General features: G+C 58.3%; 26 protein-coding genes. All 26 read left to right on the top strand.

The genetic code is table 11. The annotated features are described in order from the left end of the window. Window position 1 precedes the first annotated feature (1 nt). The 26 genes from rplD (at window position 2) to ABF859_RS03120 (ending at window position 14,839) form a co-directional block, all read left to right on the top strand. Window positions 2-616: a 50S ribosomal protein L4 gene (rplD, locus tag ABF859_RS02995; protein WP_415526004.1), complete on the top strand. Its 615-nt coding sequence runs from the start codon at window positions 2-4 to the stop codon at window positions 614-616. A 41-nt stretch (window positions 617-657) separates the two neighbouring features. Beyond that, a complete protein-coding gene (locus ABF859_RS03000; protein WP_415526189.1) occupies window positions 658-954 on the top strand; it encodes a 50S ribosomal protein L23 in 297 nt (98 codons plus the stop codon). A 16-nt stretch (window positions 955-970) separates the two neighbouring features. Then, a complete protein-coding gene (rplB, locus tag ABF859_RS03005) occupies window positions 971-1,801 on the top strand; it encodes a 50S ribosomal protein L2 (RefSeq protein ID WP_011251963.1) in 831 nt (276 codons plus the stop codon). 16 nt (window positions 1,802-1,817) lie between these two features. Continuing rightward, window positions 1,818-2,096 carry a 30S ribosomal protein S19 gene (gene rpsS, locus ABF859_RS03010; protein ID WP_011251962.1) on the top strand — a complete coding sequence of 93 codons (279 nt, stop codon included), beginning with the start codon at window positions 1,818-1,820 and terminating at the stop codon, window positions 2,094-2,096. Between the two features lie 2 nt (window positions 2,097-2,098). After that, window positions 2,099-2,527: a 50S ribosomal protein L22 gene (gene rplV, locus ABF859_RS03015; RefSeq protein ID WP_011251961.1), complete on the top strand. Its 429-nt coding sequence runs from the start codon at window positions 2,099-2,101 to the stop codon at window positions 2,525-2,527. Window positions 2,528-2,530: 3 nt separating this feature from the next. Then, complete coding sequence (gene rpsC, locus ABF859_RS03020) at window positions 2,531-3,208, top strand: 30S ribosomal protein S3 (RefSeq protein ID WP_011251960.1); 678 nt, start codon at window positions 2,531-2,533, stop codon at window positions 3,206-3,208. Between the two features lie 57 nt (window positions 3,209-3,265). Then, window positions 3,266-3,682 carry a 50S ribosomal protein L16 gene (gene rplP / locus ABF859_RS03025; protein ID WP_011251959.1) on the top strand — a complete coding sequence of 139 codons (417 nt, stop codon included), beginning with the start codon at window positions 3,266-3,268 and terminating at the stop codon, window positions 3,680-3,682. After that, entirely contained in the window at window positions 3,682-3,915 is a 234-nt protein-coding gene (gene rpmC, locus ABF859_RS03030; RefSeq protein WP_062029304.1) for a 50S ribosomal protein L29, read from the top strand. The genes rplP and rpmC overlap by 1 nt, the downstream gene beginning before the upstream one ends. 13 nt (window positions 3,916-3,928) lie before the next feature. Then, window positions 3,929-4,201, top strand: coding sequence for a 30S ribosomal protein S17 (rpsQ, locus tag ABF859_RS03035; protein WP_024717239.1), 273 nt, complete (start codon window positions 3,929-3,931; stop codon window positions 4,199-4,201). A 12-nt stretch (window positions 4,202-4,213) separates the two neighbouring features. Further along, on the top strand, window positions 4,214-4,582 hold the full coding sequence (rplN, locus tag ABF859_RS03040) for a 50S ribosomal protein L14 (protein WP_011251956.1): 369 nt from the start codon (window positions 4,214-4,216) through the stop codon (window positions 4,580-4,582). After that, entirely contained in the window at window positions 4,582-4,902 is a 321-nt protein-coding gene (rplX, locus tag ABF859_RS03045; protein ID WP_146859703.1) for a 50S ribosomal protein L24, read from the top strand. The genes rplN and rplX overlap by 1 nt, the downstream gene beginning before the upstream one ends. Window positions 4,903-4,913: 11 nt before the next feature. Next, on the top strand, window positions 4,914-5,477 hold the full coding sequence (gene rplE, locus ABF859_RS03050) for a 50S ribosomal protein L5 (RefSeq protein ID WP_011251954.1): 564 nt from the start codon (window positions 4,914-4,916) through the stop codon (window positions 5,475-5,477). Window positions 5,478-5,609: 132 nt separating this feature from the next. Further along, window positions 5,610-5,915, top strand: coding sequence for a 30S ribosomal protein S14 (rpsN, locus tag ABF859_RS03055; RefSeq protein WP_011251953.1), 306 nt, complete (start codon window positions 5,610-5,612; stop codon window positions 5,913-5,915). A gap of 12 nt (window positions 5,916-5,927) precedes the next feature. Beyond that, window positions 5,928-6,326 carry a 30S ribosomal protein S8 gene (gene rpsH, locus ABF859_RS03060; protein ID WP_011251952.1) on the top strand — a complete coding sequence of 133 codons (399 nt, stop codon included), beginning with the start codon at window positions 5,928-5,930 and terminating at the stop codon, window positions 6,324-6,326. A 10-nt stretch (window positions 6,327-6,336) separates the two neighbouring features. Beyond that, on the top strand, window positions 6,337-6,873 hold the full coding sequence (gene rplF, locus ABF859_RS03065; RefSeq protein WP_062509657.1) for a 50S ribosomal protein L6: 537 nt from the start codon (window positions 6,337-6,339) through the stop codon (window positions 6,871-6,873). Continuing rightward, entirely contained in the window at window positions 6,873-7,235 is a 363-nt protein-coding gene (rplR, locus tag ABF859_RS03070; protein ID WP_011251950.1) for a 50S ribosomal protein L18, read from the top strand. Before rplF ends, rplR begins: the two co-directional genes overlap by 1 nt. Before the next feature lie 12 nt (window positions 7,236-7,247). Next, the gene (gene rpsE, locus ABF859_RS03075; protein WP_062509655.1) at window positions 7,248-7,823 is read left to right on the top strand and encodes a 30S ribosomal protein S5; all 576 of its coding nucleotides are present in this window, start codon (window positions 7,248-7,250) and stop codon (window positions 7,821-7,823) included. After that, window positions 7,816-8,004, top strand: a complete 189-nt coding sequence (gene rpmD / locus ABF859_RS03080) for a 50S ribosomal protein L30 (RefSeq protein ID WP_011251948.1) — start codon at window positions 7,816-7,818, stop codon at window positions 8,002-8,004. The genes rpsE and rpmD overlap by 8 nt, the downstream gene beginning before the upstream one ends. A gap of 1 nt (window position 8,005) precedes the next feature. Continuing rightward, on the top strand, window positions 8,006-8,494 hold the full coding sequence (gene rplO, locus ABF859_RS03085) for a 50S ribosomal protein L15 (RefSeq protein ID WP_415526008.1): 489 nt from the start codon (window positions 8,006-8,008) through the stop codon (window positions 8,492-8,494). Between the two features lie 96 nt (window positions 8,495-8,590). Beyond that, window positions 8,591-9,964, top strand: coding sequence for a preprotein translocase subunit SecY (gene secY / locus ABF859_RS03090; protein ID WP_415526010.1), 1,374 nt, complete (start codon window positions 8,591-8,593; stop codon window positions 9,962-9,964). Next, window positions 9,961-10,542 carry an adenylate kinase gene (locus ABF859_RS03095; protein WP_415526012.1) on the top strand — a complete coding sequence of 194 codons (582 nt, stop codon included), beginning with the start codon at window positions 9,961-9,963 and terminating at the stop codon, window positions 10,540-10,542. The genes secY and ABF859_RS03095 overlap by 4 nt, the downstream gene beginning before the upstream one ends. A gap of 216 nt (window positions 10,543-10,758) precedes the next feature. Further along, complete coding sequence (rpsM, locus tag ABF859_RS03100; RefSeq protein WP_011251944.1) at window positions 10,759-11,136, top strand: 30S ribosomal protein S13; 378 nt, start codon at window positions 10,759-10,761, stop codon at window positions 11,134-11,136. Window positions 11,137-11,193: 57 nt separating this feature from the next. Beyond that, complete coding sequence (rpsK, locus tag ABF859_RS03105; protein ID WP_011251943.1) at window positions 11,194-11,586, top strand: 30S ribosomal protein S11; 393 nt, start codon at window positions 11,194-11,196, stop codon at window positions 11,584-11,586. Between the two features lie 132 nt (window positions 11,587-11,718). After that, entirely contained in the window at window positions 11,719-12,738 is a 1,020-nt protein-coding gene (locus tag ABF859_RS03110) for a DNA-directed RNA polymerase subunit alpha (protein ID WP_011251942.1), read from the top strand. Between the two features lie 27 nt (window positions 12,739-12,765). Then, on the top strand, window positions 12,766-13,188 hold the full coding sequence (rplQ, locus tag ABF859_RS03115) for a 50S ribosomal protein L17 (RefSeq protein ID WP_415526017.1): 423 nt from the start codon (window positions 12,766-12,768) through the stop codon (window positions 13,186-13,188). A gap of 340 nt (window positions 13,189-13,528) precedes the next feature. Beyond that, a complete protein-coding gene (locus ABF859_RS03120; RefSeq protein WP_415526018.1) occupies window positions 13,529-14,839 on the top strand; it encodes an MFS transporter in 1,311 nt (436 codons plus the stop codon). The last annotated feature ends 38 nt before the right edge of the window (window positions 14,840-14,877 follow it).

Consider the following 14,877-nt stretch of genomic DNA (forward strand, 5'->3'; position numbering starts at 1 on the left):
CATGGAATACGATATCAAGACCCTCGATAATGGTAGCGCAGGCTCTGTCGCGCTTCCGGAAGAGATTTTCGCGGTCACTCCGCGCTCTGACATCATGGCACGTGTCGTGCACTGGCAGCTCGCAAAGCGCCGTGCCGGTACGCACCGGACGAAGGGCATGGGTGAAGTTTCTGGTACGACCAAGAAGCCTTATCGCCAGAAGGGCACCGGTTCTGCCCGTCAGGGCTCCCTGCGCGCGCCGCAGTTCCGTACGGGTGGCGTTGTCCATGGTCCGGTCGTTCGCGACCACGGCTATGACCTTCCCAAGAAGGTTCGTCGTCTCGGTCTGATCTGCGCCCTGTCGCAGAAGGCTGCCGAGGGCAAGCTGATCGTTCTCGACGCAGCCAACGGTGTCACCAAGACCCGTGAAGCCGCAGCGAAGATCAAGGCTCTGGGCTGGACGTCCGCGCTGATCGTTGATGGCGCCGTTGACGAGCAGTTCGCTCGTGCGATCGCCAATCTGCCGAAGATCGACGTTCTGCCGACCATTGGTGCAAACGTCTACGACATCCTCAACCACGACGTGCTGGTCATCACCCGCGCCGGTCTTGAGGGTCTTAAGGAGCGTCTGGCATGACCACCAATACCGTCATGAACGCACACAAGACGGCACAGAACATGTCGCAGGAAGCCCTGTACGACGTGATCCGTGCACCGCTGATCACCGAAAAGGCTACGCTGCTTTCCGAGCGTAACCAGGTGGTGTTCAAGGTCGCTCCCGGTGCGACGAAGCCTCAGATCAAGGCTGCGGTTGAGAAGCTCTTCAACGTGAAGGTTACTGGCGTGAACACGCTGGTCCAGAAGGGCAAGGTCAAGCGCGTCAAGGGTCGTCCCGGCCGTCGCTCGGACATCAAGAAGGCGTATGTACAGCTTGCTGAAGGTCAGTCCATTGACCTTACAGCCAAGCTGGGCTGACGCGGGGTAGGATACCATGGCACTCAAGCACTTTAATCCCACGACGCCGAGCACACGCGGCACCGTGCTGATTGACCGCAGCGAGCTTTTCAAGGGCAAGCCGGTCAAGCAGCTGACGGAAGGCAAGAACAAGTCGGGCGGCCGTAACAATCACGGTCGTACCACGGTTCGCTTCCGTGGCGGCGGGCACAAGCAGTCCTATCGTTATGTCGACTTCAAGCGTCGCAAGTTCGATGTGGCCGCAACGGTCGAGCGTCTCGAATACGATCCGAACCGCACGGCATTCATCGCGCTAATCAAGTATGAAGATGGCGAGCTCGCCTACATCCTTGCTCCGCAGCGTGTGAAGGTTGGCGATCGCGTCATCTCTGGCGCCCACACGGACGTCAAGCCTGGCAATGCCATGCCGCTGGGTGCAATGCCGGTTGGAACGATCGTGCACAACATCGAGCTGAAGCAGGGCGCTGGTGGCAAGCTGGCCCGTTCTGCTGGTACGTATGCCCAACTGGTCGGCAAGGATGCCGGCTACGCACAGGTCAAGCTGCAGTCCGGTGAACTGCGTCTTGTTCGCGGTGAATGCATGGCAACCGTTGGTGCCGTGTCCAACCCGGACAACATGAACCAGCACATGGGCAAGGCTGGCCGTTCCCGCTGGCTCGGACGTCGTCCGCATAACCGTGGCGTTGTCATGAACCCGGTTGACCATCCGCATGGTGGTGGTGAAGGCCGGACCTCTGGTGGCCGTCATCCGGTTACGCCGTGGGGTGTTCCGACCAAGGGTTACAAGACGCGTGTTAACAAAAAGACGGATAGCCTGATCATCCGTCGCCGTAAGTCCGGCAAGTAAGAGGGGGCAAACAGAGATGGCACGTTCCGTCTGGAAGGGCCCGTTCGTTGACGGGTATCTGTTCGGTAAGGCTGAAGCATCCCGCGCTTCGGGTCGTAATGAAGTGATCAAGATCTGGTCGCGTCGTTCGACGATCCTTCCGCAGTTCGTTGGACTTACGTTCGGCGTCTATAATGGTCACAAGTTCCTGCCTGTGCAGGTCACGGAGAACATGGTCGGTCACAAGTTCGGTGAGTTCTCGCCGACGCGGACCTATACCGGTCATGGCTCTGACAAGAAGTCGAAGCGGGGCTGAAAATGAGCAAGCCGAAGCACATCCGCACGCTCGCTGACACGGAAGCGCAGGCAGTTGCCCGCAACATCCGCGTCAGCCCGCGCAAGCTGAACCTGGTCGCGGCAATGATCCGCAACCAGCCAGCTGACAAGGCTATCGCCGCTCTGACTTTCTCGCGTCGTCGTATCGCGCAGCAGGTCAAGAAGACACTTGAGAGCGCCGTGGCCAATGCTGAGAACAACCACCAGCTCGATGTCGATCAGCTGGTGGTCAAGACGGCAGAAGTGGGCAAGTCCATTGTCATGAAGCGTTTCCACGCTCGTGGCCGTGGCCGTTCCGCTCGCGTCGAGAAGTTCTTCAGCCACCTGAAGATTGTTGTTGCCGAGCGTGCAGAAGCACCGGAAGAGACGAAGCCGTCTCGCGGAACCAACAAAGAGCAGAAGGCAGCCTGATCCATGGGACACAAGGTCAATCCGATCGGGCTTCGGCTCGGCGTCAACCGTACCTGGGACAGCCGCTGGTACGCCGGTCAAGACTACGCACGTCTGCTGCATGAAGACCTGAAGCTTCGTGCATTCCTGCGTCGCAAGCTGTCCGGCGCAGGCGTGTCCCGCGTTGTTATCGAGCGTCCGGCAAAGAAGCCCCGCGTGACGATCTACGCCGCCCGTCCGGGCGTCGTGATCGGCAAGAAAGGCCAGGACATCGACGCGCTCCGCAAGGAACTGAGCCGTATGGCGAAGACCGACGTAGCGCTGAATATCGTCGAGATCCGCAAGCCGGAAATCGATGCGACCCTCGTTGCCGAGAACATCGCTCAGCAGCTGGAACGTCGTGTTGCTTTCCGTCGTGCCATGAAGCGCGCAATTCAGTCTGCAATGCGTCTTGGTGCCCAGGGCATCCGGATCACCTGCGGTGGTCGTCTGGGTGGTGCTGAAATCGCTCGTGCCGAGAAGTATCGTGAGGGACGCGTTCCCCTGCATACGCTTCGCGCCGACATCGATTACGGTACGGCAACCGCCAAGACAACGTATGGTACCTGCGGTGTGAAGGTATGGATCTTCAAGGGTGAGATCCTGGCTCATGACCCGCTGGCACAGGATCGTCGTGCTGCGGAGCAGGCTCCCCAGCGCTAAGACTGTGAGCGAAAGCTCACAGTTCCATTGCTGGTGCTGATTTGAGGATTTAACAACATGCTTTCCCCGAAGCGGACAAAGTTTCGTAAGGCCCACAAGGGCCGCATTCACGGTCTGGCGAAAAGCGGAACCCAGCTCAACTTCGGTGCCTTCGGCCTGAAGGCGCTGGAGCCGGAGCGGATTACCGCTCGCCAGATCGAAGCCTCCCGTCGTGCGATCACACGTGCCATGAAGCGTGCCGGTCGTGTATGGATTCGTATCTTTCCGGATACTCCGGTCTCGACAAAGCCTGCAGAAGTGCGTATGGGCTCCGGTAAGGGTAACCCCGAATACTGGGCCGCACGTGTCAAGCCGGGTCGTATCCTGTTCGAGATCGAAGGCGTTCCGCCTGAGGTTGCCAAGCTGGCCCTGAGTCTGGGTGCTGCAAAGCTTCCGATCAAGACCAAGTTCGTTCAGCGTATCGGAGACGCGTAATGGCCGACACGTACAAGCCTGCCGATCTGCGCGCGAAGAGTGAGGATGAGCTGAACGCTCTTCTGCTCGATCTCAAGCGCGAACAGATCAACCACCGTTTTTCGGCTGCCACCGGGCAGTCGGAGAATACAAGCCGCGTCAAGGTCGTGCGCCGTGCAGTTGCACGTATCAAGACACTGGCTCATACATCGAAGAACCGTGCGGGCGCCAAAACGTCCGCCGCTAAGTCCTGAGAGGAGACGGACGATGCCAAGGCGCGTCCTGACGGGTAGGGTCACGAGCGACAAGATGGACAAGACGGTTACCGTTCTTGTCGATCGTCGCATCATGCACCCGCTCTACAAGAAGTTTATTCGCCGCTCCAAGAAGTATGCGGCTCATGACGAGGAAAACGTCTGCCAGACTGGTGACCTGGTCCGCATTGAAGAATGCGCACCGATCTCCAAGCGCAAGACGTGGTCTGTCGTGTCGCGCAACGGAGAGGACCTGGCTTCTGCCTCCTCTTCCGTCAGCGCTTAAGGGGGTAGGCACATGATTCATCCCGAGACCAACCTGGACGTCGCCGACAACTCCGGCGCACGTCGGGTGCAGTGCATCAAGGTGCTGGGCGGTTCCAAGCGGAAGACTGCCTCGGTCGGCGACGTCATTGTCGTGTCCGTCAAGGAAGCAATTCCCCGCGGCAAGGTGAAGAAGGGTGACGTCCATCAGGCCGTTATCGTTCGCACCTCCTACCCGGTTCGTCGTGCAGATGGCTCCGCCATCCGCTTCGACAAGAATGCTGCCGTTCTGCTGAACAAGCAGCAGGAGCCGATTGGTACGCGTATCTTTGGCCCGGTGGTTCGTGAACTGCGTGCGCGCAAGTTTATGAAGATCATCTCGCTGGCTCCGGAGGTGCTGTAATGGCTGCTCGTATCAAGAAGGGTGACCAGGTTCTGGTCCTCTCCGGTAAGTCCCGTGGCGTTCGTGGCGAAGTTCTCGCCGTGATGCCGAAGGCCGAGAAGGCTGTTGTGCGTGGCGTGGCAATTGCCAAGCGTCACACGAAGCCCAACCGCGCAGGCGGTGAAGGTGGGATCATCGAGCGCGAAATGCCGATCCACCTCTCCAACCTGAAGCTGGTTGATCCGAAGAGCGGCAAGCCGACGCGTGTTGGCTTCCGTATTCTGGAAGACGGTCGCAAGGTTCGTGTTGCCAAGGCAACCGGCGAAGTGATCGAAGGCTGAGGAACGCAACAATGAGCGAATACAAAAACGCTTTGCCGCGTCTGCACCAGCGCTACGAAGACGTTCTGAAGAAGCAGCTGCGTGAGCAGTTCGGTTACGCCAACGAACTCCAGGTTCCCAAGCTCGAGAAGATCGTGCTTAATATGGGCGTTGGTGAAGCTGCCGGCGACCAGAAGAAGCTGGATGCCGCTGTTGCAGAAATGACCGTTATTTCCGGTCAGAAGCCCGTCAAGACCCTTGCTCGCAAGGCTATTGCCGGCTTCAAGATCCGTGAAGGTCTGCCCATCGGCTGCAAGGTTACGCTTCGTCGTGCCCGTATGTATGAGTTTCTTGACCGTCTGGTGACGATCGCTATGCCGCGTATCCGCGATTTCCGTGGACTGCCGGCAAACAAAGGCTTTGATGGACATGGCAACTTCGCCATGGGCATCAAGGAACAGATCGTGTTTCCTGAGATCGAGTATGACAAGATCGATGCCGTCCGCGGCATGGACATCATTTTCGTGACCAGCGCCAAGTCTGATGCTGAAGCAAAGGCTCTGCTGAAGGCCTTTGATCTGCCGTTCAACGGCTGATCAATAATTTTTCAGACCGATCACGGTTAAAATCAGGATTCGGCCTTCCATTGGAAGGCCGCTTTCCTTTATAGACACGCTGATTGGAAAACCGTCGGGATAGGCCTGACAGGTTCCGGGAGAAAATTCGAGATGGCGAAGGTCTCAGCGGTAAACCGTAATAACCATCGCGCTGCCCTGGTGAAGCGCGACAAGGAAAAGCGGACCGCTCTCAAGAACATCATCAAGGATCGTACACTGTCGGTTGAAGACCGCTTTGATGCGACCCTTAAGCTGGCCCAGATGCCGCGCAATGGATCCGCAACACGCGTCCGTCTGCGTTGCAAGCTTTCTGGTCGCCCCCGTGCCAACTATCGCAAGTTCGAACTGAGCCGTATTGCTCTGCGCGATCTTGCCTCCGCCGGCCAGATTCCTGGCATGGTCAAGTCGAGCTGGTAAAGGGTAGATCGAATGTCTTTGTCTGATCCACTGGGCGATATGCTGACCCGGATCCGCAATGCGCAGCGTGCCCGTCATGCTGTCTGCGTTGCGCCTGCATCCAAGCTGCGCGCAAGCGTTCTGGAAGCGCTGAAACGTGAAGGCTACATCCGTGGCTTTGCTGCAGAAGAGCTCCGCAAGGGTGTTGCACAGCTCCGCATCGAGCTGAAGTATGTAGAAGGCCAGCCGGTCATCAAGGAAATCCATCGCGTTTCCAAGCCCGGCCGTCGCGTCTACTCGAAGATCAAGGAACTTCCGCGCGTTTATGCCGGCCTTGGTGTGTCGATCCTGTCCACCCCGCGTGGCGTCCTGTCGGACGTCGAGGCTCGCGCTGCCAACGTTGGCGGCGAGGTCCTCTGCCGCGTCTTCTAAGGAGGATCGCATGTCTCGCGTAGGTAAATATCCCGTCGAAGTTCCGACTGGCGTGCAGGTCTCCGTTGCTGATGGCGTGTTTAAGGCCAAGGGCAAGCTGGGTGAACTGAGCGTTCCGGTGTCCCGCCATGTGGAAGTCAAGATCGAAGGCAGCAATGTTTCCGTTGCCCCTGTTGGTCGTCGCTCCCGGGAAAACTGGACCATGTGGGGAACCACCCGCGCTCTGATCGCCAATACGGTCAAGGGTGTGTCGGACGGTTTCACCAAAGGGCTTGAAATTCAGGGTACGGGTTTCCGTGCTGCTGTTCAGGGCTCCAACCTGGTGATGAACCTCGGCTTCTCGCATGATGTTGTCTATCCGATTCCGGAAGGCATCAAAATCACCACTCCGCGTCCGACCGCGATTGTCGTTGAAGGTAACGACAAGCAGCGTGTTGGTCAGGTTGCGCTCGATATTCGCAGCTTCCGCAAGCCTGAGCCTTACAAGGGCAAGGGTGTTCGGTACGACACCGAGGTTCTGCGTCGTAAGGAAGGTAAGAAGAAGTAATGGCATCGCAGCAAGGATTGCAGGAACGCCGCCGTCAGCGGCTGCGTTTCCAGCTTCGTCGCAAGAGCGGCGGCCGGCCGCGTTTGTCGGTCTTCCGTTCCAGCAAGCACATTCATGCCCAGATCATCGACGACGCACAGGGTCGCACACTTGCCAGCGCTTCTACGCTGGAAAAGACGCTGCGTGACGCTGGCAAGACCGGCGCCGATGTCTCTGCGGCTACGGTTATCGGCAAGCTGATTGCCGAGCGCGGTGTTGCAGCTGGTGTCAAGACCGTCGTGTTCGACCGCGGCTCTTATCTGTATCATGGCCGGGTCAAAGCCCTGGCAGAGGCTGCCCGTGAGGGCGGACTCTCGTTCTAAGGAGGATCACACATGGCACGTGAGCCAAGAGAAGGCGGCCGTGGTGGTCGTGAGCGCGAGCAGGGCGATGATCTGGTCGACAAGCTCGTAACCATCAACCGTGTCGCCAAGGTCGTGAAGGGTGGTCGCCGTTTTGCGTTTGCTGCCCTGGTGGTTGTTGGCGATCAGAAGGGTCGTGTTGGTTACGGTGCGGGCAAGGCCCGTGAAGTTCCCGAGGCAATCCGCAAGGCAACCGAGCGCGCCAAGCGCACGATGATCCGCGTACCGATGAAGGAAGGTCGTACCCTTCATCACGACACGTTCGGTCACTACGGTGCTGGCAAGGTTGTTGTCCGTGCGGCTGAAGCCGGTACGGGTATCATCGCCGGTGGTCCGATGCGTGCAGTGTTCGAGAGCCTCGGCGTCAACGACGTTGTGGCCAAGAGCCTCGGAACGCGTAACCCGCACAACATGATCAAGGCGACGTTCGCTGCGCTCGAAAAGGCCAGCAGCCCGCGTCATGTTGCTTCCCGTCGCGGCAAAAAGGCCGCTGAACTGTTTGGCAAGCGCGAGCAGAGCCAGACGGAAGCGGAGGTGACAAATGGCTGAGAACGGCAAGACTGTTCAGGTTACGCAGATCGCTTCGGTCATCGGTCGTAAACCGGGCCAGGCCGAGACCATCACGGGTCTTGGTCTGCGTGGAATTGGTTCCACGCGTACGCTGGAGGATACTCCGGCCGTGCGTGGAATGATCCGCAAGGTTGCCCACCTCATCAAGGTGGAGGGTTGAAATGAACCTCAACGAACTGCGTGACAACGAGGGTTCTCGTTATCGCAAGAAGCGTCTTGGACGTGGCATCGGGTCCGGTAAGGGCAAGACGTCGGGTCGTGGCGTCAAAGGTCAGAAGGCTCGTGAGGGCGTGTCCCTCAACGGCTTCGAGGGTGGTCAGCTTCCGCTGTACCGTCGTATGCCGAAGCGTGGCTTCGTGAACATCTTCCGCAAGGAATATGCTCCGGTGAACCTCGGCGCGATCTCCAAGGCGATCGAAAGCGGAAAGCTGGACAAGGCTGCAACCGTTAATGAGGAGGCCCTGCGCAAGGCTGGTCTCGTCAACGGTAGCAAGCTGGCCGGTGTCCGTCTTCTTGCCCATGGTGAACTTTCGCATGGCGTGACCATCGAAGTTGCCGGTGCCTCTGCTGCAGCTCTGGCTGCTGTTGAGAAGGCCGGTGGTACCGTGAAGGTACTCGAAGCCAAGAAGGAAGCTCAGGCTGAGGCCTGAGATTTCTTTCCTGGGTTTTGCTCAGGATAGGGTTAGATAGTGAACAGCGTCCCGTGCTTTTGTGCGGCGACGCTGTTTTCATGAAAGGACAGGTGGATGGCTTCCGCAGCAGAGCAGCTCGCCGCCAATCTCAATATGAGTTCGTTTTCCAAGGCGACCGAACTCAAGAAGCGCATCTGGTTCACGCTCGGTGCGCTGATCGTCTATCGGCTTGGCACGTATATTCCGGTTCCCGGTGTGGATGCGACCGTGATGGGGCAGCTTCTTGCCCAGCATCAGGGTGGTATCCTGGGGATGTTCGACATGTTCACGGGTGGTGCGCTCGGGCGTATGACCGTGTTCGCGCTGAACATCATGCCGTATATCAGTGCCTCGATCATCATCCAGCTTCTTTCCACGGCGCTTCCGTCCATGGAAGCCATGAAGAAGGAAGGTGAGGCGGGTCGTAAGAAGCTCAACCAGTACACACGCTATCTTACGGTCTTCATTGCTCTTTTTCAGGCCTATGGCATCGCTGTCGGGCTTGAGAACATGACGGCTCATGGTGCGAGTGCTGTGGTGGCCCCCGGGATGTTCTTCATCGCATCCTGCGTCGTGACCCTCGTCGGGGGCACGATGTTCCTGATGTGGCTTGGAGAGCAGATCACGTCCCGCGGCGTGGGTAACGGGATTTCGCTGATTATTTTCGCCGGTATCGTGGCGAACCTGCCGCATGCTCTAGCCAGTCTTTTTGAACTAGGGCGGACAGGGGCTCTTTCGCCCATTTTCGTGGTGATCTTCCTTGTCCTGGCGATTGCGGTCATTGGCTTCATCGTCTTCATGGAACAGGCGCAGCGCCGCGTTGTGATCCAGTATCCCAAGCGTCAGGTCGGAAACCGCATTTTTGGCGGTGACTCCACCCATATGCCGTTGAAGGTCAATACGGCTGGTGTCATCCCGCCGATTTTCGCCTCGTCCGTTCTTCTGATTCCGGTCACCATTTCCGGCTTCATGAACGGACATTCGATGCCGGGATGGCTTTCGGTTCTGGGGCAGCAGTTGGGTCAGGGGCAGCCGCTCTACATGCTGTTCTATGCAGCAATGATCCTTTTCTTTTCTTATTTCTATGCGGCGATCACGTTCAATCCCGAGGAAACAGCGGAAAACCTGCGTAAGCAGGGGGGCTTTATCCCGGGTATCCGTCCGGGTGCGAGTACGGCAACGTATTTTGACAAGATCCTGTCCCGTTTGACAGCAATTGGTGCGCTGTATCTTGTTGTGGTCTGCCTGCTGCCGCAGATCCTGATCAGCAAATATAACGTGCCGTTCTATTTTGGTGGTACGAGCCTGATCATTATCGTGTCCGTGACGATCGACACCGTGACGCAGATCCAGTCGCATCTGGTTGCTCACCAGTATTCGGGACTGATCCGCAAGCAGCGTAGTCGCGGCTCCCGTGGCGGCGTACAGGGAGGCATGAAACGTCGATGAACATCATTCTTCTTGGGCCTCCGGGAGCAGGCAAGGGAACCCAGGCCAAGCGGCTTGAAGCCCTTTATGGTTTCAAGCAGATTTCCACGGGCGACATGTTGCGCGCGGAAGTTGCTGCGGGTTCCGCTATTGGCAACGAAGCCAAGGCGATCATGGAGAAGGGACAGTTCGTTCCTGACCCGATCATCGTTGCCATGATCCAGAGCCGGATTGCACAGCCAGACTGTGAGCGTGGCTTCATTCTTGATGGCTTTCCGCGCACGGAAAGTCAGGCTGAGGCTCTCGACGCCATGCTGTCGCAGCGCAGCCTGACAATTGATGCGGTCATTCTTCTGGACGTTGACGAGGAGCAACTCGTCGAGCGGATCGCCAGTCGTCGGAGTGAAGACGGAACGCGTCGTCCGGATGACAATCCCGATGTTGTTCGCGCGCGTCTGGACGTCTATCGCAAGCAGACCGCTCCCATCCTTCCCTATTATGAGAAGGCGGGTCGTCTGCTTCATGTCGATGGCATGAAGGACGTTGAAAGCGTTGGCAAAGAGATCGACGCTATCGTCGCGAAAGCGAAGGAACACTGAGTTTTCTGATCGAATCACGGAAAAGTGATCTCTATCATTTGACTCAGGTAGGGTGGGCAGTATATTGCGCGCCCTCGACACAGGTGCAGTCAGGGCGTGTATGCGCCTGCCGGAATCGGCAGGTGACAGGTCCGGCTGCGAGATAATCGACCTGGCCACGGCCGGGCACGTAACAGTCTGGTACGGCCCTGAGCCGTGCCAATGGGAGTAACAGGCGTGGCACGTATTGCCGGCGTAAACATTCCGACCAACAAGCGGGTCGTCATTGCCCTGCGTTATGTCTACGGCATTGGCCCGTCGACGGCGCAGTCCATCTGCAACAAGCTCGAGATCCCCGATGCCAAGCGCGTCAACGAGCTGTCTGACGATGAAATCGTGAAGATCCGCGAGCTGATCGATTCCGAACTGCGTGTTGAAGGCGACCTTCGCCGTGAGACCGCAATGAACATCAAGCGTCTGATGGACCTCGGTTGCTACCGTGGCCTTCGTCACCGTCGTGGCCTGCCGGTCCGCGGTCAGCGCACGCACACGAATGCCCGTACCCGCAAGGGCAAGGCTGTGGCGATTGCCGGCAAGAAGAAGGTCACGCGCTAATCCGCGCCTGACATCTTCATCGACGTTTTTCGTTAAACTTTTAGGACGACCTCTCTCATGGCCAAGGCCGCTGCTCCGCGTATCCGTAAAAAGGAACGCAAGAATATCATTTCCGGTGTTGCTCACGTGCTTTCCACGTTCAACAACACCATGATCACCATTTCTGACGCACAGGGCAACGCGATTGCCTGGTCGTCGTCGGGTGCGCAGGGCTTCAAAGGCTCCCGTAAGTCCACGCCGTATGCTGCTCAGGTCGCTGCAGAAGATGCCGGCCGCAAAGCACGCGAGCATGGCATGGAAACGCTTGAGATCGAGGTCTCCGGTCCGGGTTCGGGGCGTGAAAGCGCTCTCCGTGCCCTTCAGGCCGTAGGGTTCAACATTACGTCCATCCGCGACATGACGCCAGTGCCGCACAATGGCTGCCGTCCCCGGAAGCGTCGTCGCGTCTGAGTGATGCTTTGCTGCGTATCGTGCGCGATACGCAGCATCTGTAAGTGATTGCATCTTTTGCCGCACCTTCGGTGCGGGCCCAGGTGCCGCCAATTTCCCTTGGCGTGCTTCGTTGTTTGAAAGGCCACGACCTTGGTTCTCCAGAAAAACTGGCAGTCCCTCATCAAGCCGGAGAAGCTTGAAGTCGAGCCCGGACCGGTTGCCTCGCGCATCGCCACTGTCGTGGCCGAGCCTCTGGAACGCGGCTTCGGCATGACGCTCGGTAACGCACTGCGTCGCATTCTCCTGTCGTCGCTGCAGGGCGCTGCTGTGACCGCCATCCAGATCGATGGCGTGCTGCACGAGTTCTCCGCCGTGCCGGGTGTTCGCGAAGACGTCACGGACATCGTCCTGAACGTCAAGCAGCTTGCTCTGCGCATGCATGGTGAAGGCCCCAAGCGCATGATCCTGACGGCCACGGGCCCGGGTGAAGTGACGGCTGGCCAGATCCAGGCGGGGCATGACATCGAGATCATGAATCCCGATCTCGTGATCTGCACGCTCGATGACGGCGTGAAGCTCGGCATGGAATTCACCGTCAATATGGGCAAGGGCTATGTTGCAGCAGCAGCAAACCGCCCGGAAGATGCCCCGATTGGCCTGATTCCCATCGATGCGATCTACTCGCCGGTTCGCCGCGTGTCCTACAAGATCGAGCAGACGCGTGTCGGTCAGGTCACTGACTATGACAAGCTCCTGCTGACGGTCGAGACCAATGGTGCGGTGACGCCCGAAGACAGCCTGGCTCTCGCAGCCCGGATTCTTCAGGATCAACTGCAGCTGTTCATCAACTTTGATGAACCGCGTCCGGTCCAGCATGAAGAGCCGCAGGACGACCTGCCGTTCAACCGCAATCTTCTCCGCAAGGTTGACGAGCTTGAGCTGTCGGTGCGTAGCGCCAACTGTCTCAAGAACGACAACATTGTTTATATCGGCGATCTGGTGCAGAAGTCCGAACAGGAAATGCTCCGTACGCCCAATTTCGGGCGCAAGTCGCTCAACGAGATCAAGGAAGTTCTCACCGGTATGGGGCTGTCGCTCGGCATGAGCGTCCCGGCCTGGCCGCCCGAGAACATCGAGGATCTGGCCAAGCGTCTCGACGAGACGTTCTGAGAACTTTCAAGGTAAGGAAAACTAGCAATGCGTCATGGTGTGAGCGGGCGTAAGCTCAACGTCACCTCTTCTCACCGCGCTGCCATGTTCCGCAACATGGCCGTGGCTCTCATCAAGCACGAGCAGATCACGACGACGCTGCCGAAGGCGAAGGAACTTCGCCCGGTGGTCGAAAAGCTGATCACGCTCGGCAAGCGCGGCGACCTGCACGCCCGTCGTCAGGCATTCGCTCAGCTGCGTGACGATGCCGTCGTAACGAAGCTGTTCTCGGCTGTTGCCGAGCGCTACAAGGGACGTGCCGGTGGCTACTCCCGCGTGCTGAAGGCAGGCGTCCGTTATGGCGACAATGCCGATATGGCCGTGATCGAGCTGATCGATCGCGATACCTCTGCCAAGGGCCAGGACAGCGGACCGAAGCAGAATGCTGCCGAGGAGCAGGAAGCCGCCTGAGGCTCCTGTTTTTCAGTGATACGGAAAAGGCCGGGGCAGGAATGCTCCGGCCTTTTTTGATTCGTGGTTTCTTTGCCACGATGTTGTGTGATATGCAGTCGCCACTCTTTGCAGAATCTTTCCTGCCTCCATCTGGAGACAGCATGAATGTCCGCTCTCTCCCGGAGAGCGGTTCCTACCCTTTTGAAGAACGTTCCGCCGTTCTTCGCGTTGGGTCTGCACAATTCTGAGAAACAGGTCCGAGCACTCTCGTAGGGCCTGCCACGACGCATCGAATATGTATCCCGGCAATGAGGTCGGGATGTGTTCGTGATGCGTCCAGCGTTTGGAGAGCGTTATAATGTCCGAATCTTCCCCCCCGAAACATGGGCTTGCGGAAACCCTCGGGATACCCAGAGCCCTGTTCTGGGCGTTTGTGGGACAGCTCCTGTTCATGGTCGGCGATGGTGTGGAGGCGGGGTATCTCGATACCTACATGCTTCATCACGGCCATACACAGGGTTTCGTGAATGAAATGTTCACTTTCTACGGCATCACCGTGATGATTGCCGCCTGGTTCTCCGGGCCGCTGTCGGATCTCATGGGGCCCAAGAAAGTCATGTGGCTTGGTCTCATTCTGTGGACCATTCTTGAAGTGGGCTTCCTGTCCCTTGGGCTTGGGCCCAACAGTGGACCGATGATCCTGCTGTTCTATACGCTTCGCGGTTTTGCCTATCCGCTCTTTGCGTACGGCTTCCTGGTCTGGATCGCTGCCGCGACGCCTACGGCTATGCTGGGCTCCGCTGCTGGCTGGTTCTGGTTCTCCTTTTCGGCAGGACTGCCGACGCTGGGGTCGCAGTTTGCACGCTTTGCCATCCCGGAGATCGGCGAGCTTCGCACCTTCTGGTGTTCGCTTGGACTCGTCATCATCGGTGGCCTCGTCGCCCTGCTGTTCACGCATGAGCCGACCGGTAAAAAGCGTCTTCTTCCCGACCATGTGCCCACCAAGGACATCTTCTTTGGTTCCATGAGCATCATGTGGCGTGAACCAAAGACGCTGATCGCGGGTATCGTCCGCGTGATCGACACATCTTCGGAATACGCCTTTCTCGCCATTATGCCGGCGTTCTTCGTGGACCATCTCGGATTTTCCCTTGGCCAGTGGCTGAACCTGCTGTCGCTCATCTTCCTGAGTAACATCCTGTTCAATCTCGTCTCTGGTATGGTGGCTGATAGCCTTGGGCACCGCTTCGTTGTGGCCGTGTTCGGTGGTATCGGTGGCTTTATCGCCATTCCATTGTTCTACTACGTGCCGCTGTGGTTCCCCGGAAACTTCTGGGCCGTGGCGGCCGCAGGCATCTTCTATGGCGCGACCGTGGCGGCTTTCGTTCCGTTGTCCGGCCTGATGCCGCAGATCTGTCCGCGCGAGAAAGCGGCTGCCCTGTCCATTCTGGGTCTGGGTGCAGGGGCATCCACCTGGGTTGGGCCCGCGGTTGTGGCAGGCTGTGAGGCTGTGTTCGGGCCGGGCATGCAGTATGTGATCTGGACGTTTGCCGTGATCTATCTCGCATCTGCCGGCATGACGATGGCTCTGACCATCTCGCCGGAAGCACGTCGCTACAGCGAAGAAGCTGCGGCACGGGGCGAGAGCACTCCGGCCGTGGGTCACTGATTCAGGGCATCCCGTCATCGCCCTGACACTGTAAAAGA

Origin of the sequence: Gluconobacter sp., from assembly GCF_047722525.1 — a bacterium.
Taxonomy (GTDB): domain Bacteria; phylum Pseudomonadota; class Alphaproteobacteria; order Acetobacterales; family Acetobacteraceae; genus Gluconobacter.